We start from the raw sequence: 3,848 nt of genomic DNA, 5'->3' as shown, positions 1-3,848 counted from the left end.
GCGGCGGGGGCGGGCCCGCCGGCGCGGGGGGGGGGGGGGGGGGGGGGGGGGGGGGGGGGGCGGGGGGGGGGGGGGGGCGGCCCCCCCCCCAGGCCCGCCTCGAAGCCGCTCAGGTTGCTCTCCGCCGCCTTGCCGGCGCGGATCGCGGCGCGAAACGCGTCGGGCGGGATCGGCACGGCGCCGCTTGCCGACAGCGCGCCCAGCATCACCGCGTTCAGCGCGGCACCGGTCCGGCGCGCCAGCGCCTCGTAGTCGGCGATGACCGCCTCCCGCGCCGTCTCCCGCACCGCCTGCACCAGCCGCGCCTCGTCGAGCCTGCCGTCGCCACCCTCGGACTTCTCCGTGACGGTGTAGGCGCGGCGATGCGCGACCAGCGCCAGCGTCCGGTCGCGGGTGAGGAAGCCGCCCTCCGCCCGGCGCGCGGCTTCCAGCAATTCGGTGCCGAGGAACACGTCCACGCGGCCAGGCGCGGCGTTGAGGCCGAGAACCGGTGACGGATCGCCAGGCTGCGCGGGCATCACCTCCACATAGTAGGTCGTCGCGCCCGTGCGCTGCGCGACGCCGGGGATGGAGGTGCGCGTCGCGTGCAGCCCGGCCTCGATCGCGGCGCGCGTGATCCAGTCCACCAGCACGCCGCCCCCTTCGCCGCCCAACGCGGCGATCAGGATGCGGGTGGGCTCCGGGGAGGCGGTCACTCCGCCGGCACCGGCACGGCGGCGGGCGGACGCAGTGGCGGCGCCTCGGTGATCGGCGTGCCGCCGAACAGCCGCAGGAACCAATTGCCGATGCGCAGCCGCCACACGTCAAGCCGGCCCGGATTGCGGATCACGTCCAGCCGGTAGAACGACGGACAGAGCTGCGCCGCATGCGCCACCTCCCCGCAGAGGCCGCAGCCGACGCAATCGTTGTTCACATGCGCGACGGGGTCGTCCTTCAGCGGATCGCCGGAGGGCTTTAGCGTCAGCGAAGGACAACCGTTCAGCCGGATGCAGGCATGGTCGCCCGTGCACACCTCGGCATCCACGCCGAAGCGCGACTGCACCACGCGCTCCCCGGCCGCGATCGCCTTCGCCTGCGCCGGGCGCAGCCGCTTCTGGCGCGCCAGCATGCATTCGCCGCGCGCGACGATCACCTTCAGCCCCTTCACAGGGTCGGAGAGCGCATCCTTCAGCGTCCGCAGCACGCCGCGCACGTCATAGGTGTGGACCGTGCGCACCCATGTCGCGCCCACGCCCTTGATGGCGCGCTCGATCGGCACGGCCTTGCCGCGGCCCTCGCCGCTCGCTTCCTTGCTCGACGGAATGTCCTGCAGGCCGGTCGCGCTGGAATAGCCGTTGTCCATCACCACCAGCACCGCGTCGTCGCGGTTGAACACCGCGCCGGCGACGCCGGTGTTGAGCCCGTTGTGCCAGAAGCCGCCATCGCCCATCACCGCGATCGGCCTGCGCTGGTTGGTGCCGGCGACCGCGGCCGCGCTGGCCAGCGACATGCCGTAGCCCAGGATGGTGTTGCCCTGGTGGAAGGGCGCGAAGGTCGCGAAGGCGTGGCAGCCGATATCGGCCGCGACATGCACCGGCCCCGTTTCCTGCCGCAGCAGCTTCATCGCGCTGAACACCGGCCGTTCCGGGCAGCCGGTGCAGAAGGTGGGCGCGCGCGGCGGGATCACCGCGCCGACCGCGCGCTTCGCCGCTTCCGCCGCCGCCGGAGCCAGCGAGGGGATCGCCACGAAGCGCTGGCCGTATCGCTCGAAGAACTGCGCGAGCCCCGCCGCGATCACCGGCGGCGTGTACTCCCCCGCCAACGGAAGAAAGTCCTTGCCGTGCAGCGGGGTGTGGAGCTCGGCCTTGCGCAGGATCTGCGCGATGGCGTGCTCGATGTACTCCGGCGCGCCTTCCTCGATCACCAGCACGCCGCGCTTGCCCGCGCAGAATGTCACGAGTTGCTCCGGCACCAGCGGATATGTCACGTTCAGCACCAGTGTCGGGATGCGCAGGCGACCGAAGGCGTCGGAGAGGCCCATCGCCGCGAGTTCGGCGTTCAGCGCGTTGAACAGCCCGCCCTGCACGATGATCCCGAGCTCGCCATCCGGCGGGCCCAGCAGCTCGTTCAGCCCATGCTCGAGGATGTAGCGCCGTGCCGCCGGCAAGCGTCGGGAAACCTTGTCGGCCTCATGCGGGAAGGTGACCGGCGGATGCGCCAGCCGCCCGTAGTCGAAGCGCGCCGGCATCGCCGGGTCGCGGAAGCTGATCGGCGCGCGTCGGTTGTCCTTGGCCACGAAGCTGCCGAAGACATGGCAGGCGCGAATGCGCAGCTCCAGCATCGCCGGCGTGTTCGAGGCTTCCGACAGCGCGAAGCCCTGCTCCACCATGCGCACGATGGTCGGCAGGTCGGGCCGCGGATCGAGCAGGACCAGGGATGATTTCAGCGCGAAGGCGTGGCTGCGCTCCTGCGCGACGGAGGCGCCCTCGCCGTAATCCTCGCCCACCACGATCAGCGCGCCGCCGATCACGCCTGGGCTTGCCAGGTTGCTCAGCGCGTCGGCGGCGACATTGGTGCCGACGATCGCCTTCCAGGTGACGGCGCCGCGCATCGGATAGGCGACCGAGGCGCCGAGCATCGCCGCGGCCGCCGCCTCCCCCGTGCAGGTCTGCAGATGCACGCCAAGCTCCTGCAGCAGGTCTTCCGACTGCAGCAGCACATCCATCAGGTGGGACACCGGCGCGCCCTGGTAGCCGCCGACATAGGAGACGCCCGATTGCAGCAGCGCCTTGGTCACGGCCAGGATGCCCTCGCCGCGGAACGTCTCGCCCGCGCCGAGGCGCAGCGAGGCGATCTCCTCCCGGAACGAGACCTCCACCCGGTACCTCCCGGCCGGCATTGGACAAGCCGGCGCCGAATGCCTTAGTCCGCATATCGGACAAGGATAGGTGGGGTGTCAAACGGTCTGTCGGAGCCGGCGCATCCACAGCGGGAGGCGGTCGCGAGCGGCCCCCTGCCCTCGTATCTCGGCTACCTGCTCCGCCGCGCCCAGGGCCGCGTCTTCGCCGATTTCGCGGAAGCGCTGGACGGCGAGGTGAGCCCTGGCGAATTCGGGCTGCTGACCCTGGTTGCGGAAAATCCGGGAATCACGCAGGTGCGCCTGGCGGCCGCGCTCGGGCTCGACAAGTCCACGCTGAGCCCGGTGCTGGCGCGGCTCACCCGGCGCGGCCTGCTGCAGCGCGAGAGGCTGGCCAGCGACGGGCGGCTGCAGGCGCTGCGCCTGTCGCCGGGCGGGGCGGCGGACCTCGCCCGGATGCGGGCGCGCGTGGAGGCGCATGAAGCCCGCATCGGCGCGCTGTTCACGGGGGCGGAGCGCGCCGAGTTGATGCGTCTGCTGCGCCGGCTTGCGGGTTGAAGCGACCCGATCCGCGAAGCGGCGCCGACCCCGCGGATCTGGATCGACCTGTCCCGTGCTTGGCGCAACCAGCCGCGCGCCCGGTGCGAGGCCCGGCGCGTTGACGATGCGCCACGGGCCGCCTAACCCGGTCGGGAACGCCAGACCCGGGAGAGAAAGACGATGCGCTCGCATGAGGGCCAGTTCTCCGACAACCGCCCGATCCGCCGCTCGCCGCAGGAGAAGCGCAAGCTGGTCGCGGAACTGAAGGAGACGCTGGCGAACCTCAAGCCGAGCGCAGCGCCCTCGCTTCGCGCGACGCTCCAGGCCCGCATCCGCGAATTGGAGGCCGAGATCGCCACCGCGCCGCCGCCGCGGCGCGGACGGCGGCCGGGGGGGGATTACGGCGCGGGGCCCCGGGCGGGGGCGCGGGGGGGGGGGGGGGGGGGGGGGGGCCCCCCGCCCCCCCCCGCCC

General features: G+C 72.8%; 4 protein-coding genes. 2 read left to right on the top strand and 2 right to left on the bottom strand.

Features of this window, described 5'->3' with window-relative positions:
• The coding region (locus AC1MIR_RS20505; RefSeq protein WP_480030034.1) for a 2-oxoacid:acceptor oxidoreductase family protein at positions 1 to 695 on the bottom strand (695 nt) is incomplete at its 3' end.
• Positions 692 to 2,857, bottom strand: coding sequence for a thiamine pyrophosphate-dependent enzyme (locus AC1MIR_RS20500; RefSeq protein ID WP_480030033.1), 2,166 nt, complete (start codon positions 2,855 to 2,857; stop codon positions 692 to 694). The genes AC1MIR_RS20505 and AC1MIR_RS20500, both read right to left, overlap by 4 nt.
• A 75-nt stretch (positions 2,858 to 2,932) precedes the next feature.
• Here AC1MIR_RS20500 and AC1MIR_RS20495 point away from each other — a divergent pair, with 75 nt between their 5' ends.
• Both AC1MIR_RS20495 and AC1MIR_RS20490 read left to right on the top strand, forming a co-directional pair.
• A complete protein-coding gene (locus AC1MIR_RS20495; RefSeq protein WP_480030032.1) occupies positions 2,933 to 3,394 on the top strand; it encodes a MarR family winged helix-turn-helix transcriptional regulator in 462 nt (153 codons plus the stop codon).
• Between the two features lie 162 nt (positions 3,395 to 3,556).
• The coding region (locus AC1MIR_RS20490; RefSeq protein ID WP_480030031.1) for a hypothetical protein at positions 3,557 to 3,848 on the top strand (292 nt) is incomplete at its 3' end.

It is taken from the genome of Falsiroseomonas sp. RANM36 (genome assembly GCF_056682175.1).
This window is presented reverse-complemented; position numbering and strand designations above follow the sequence as displayed.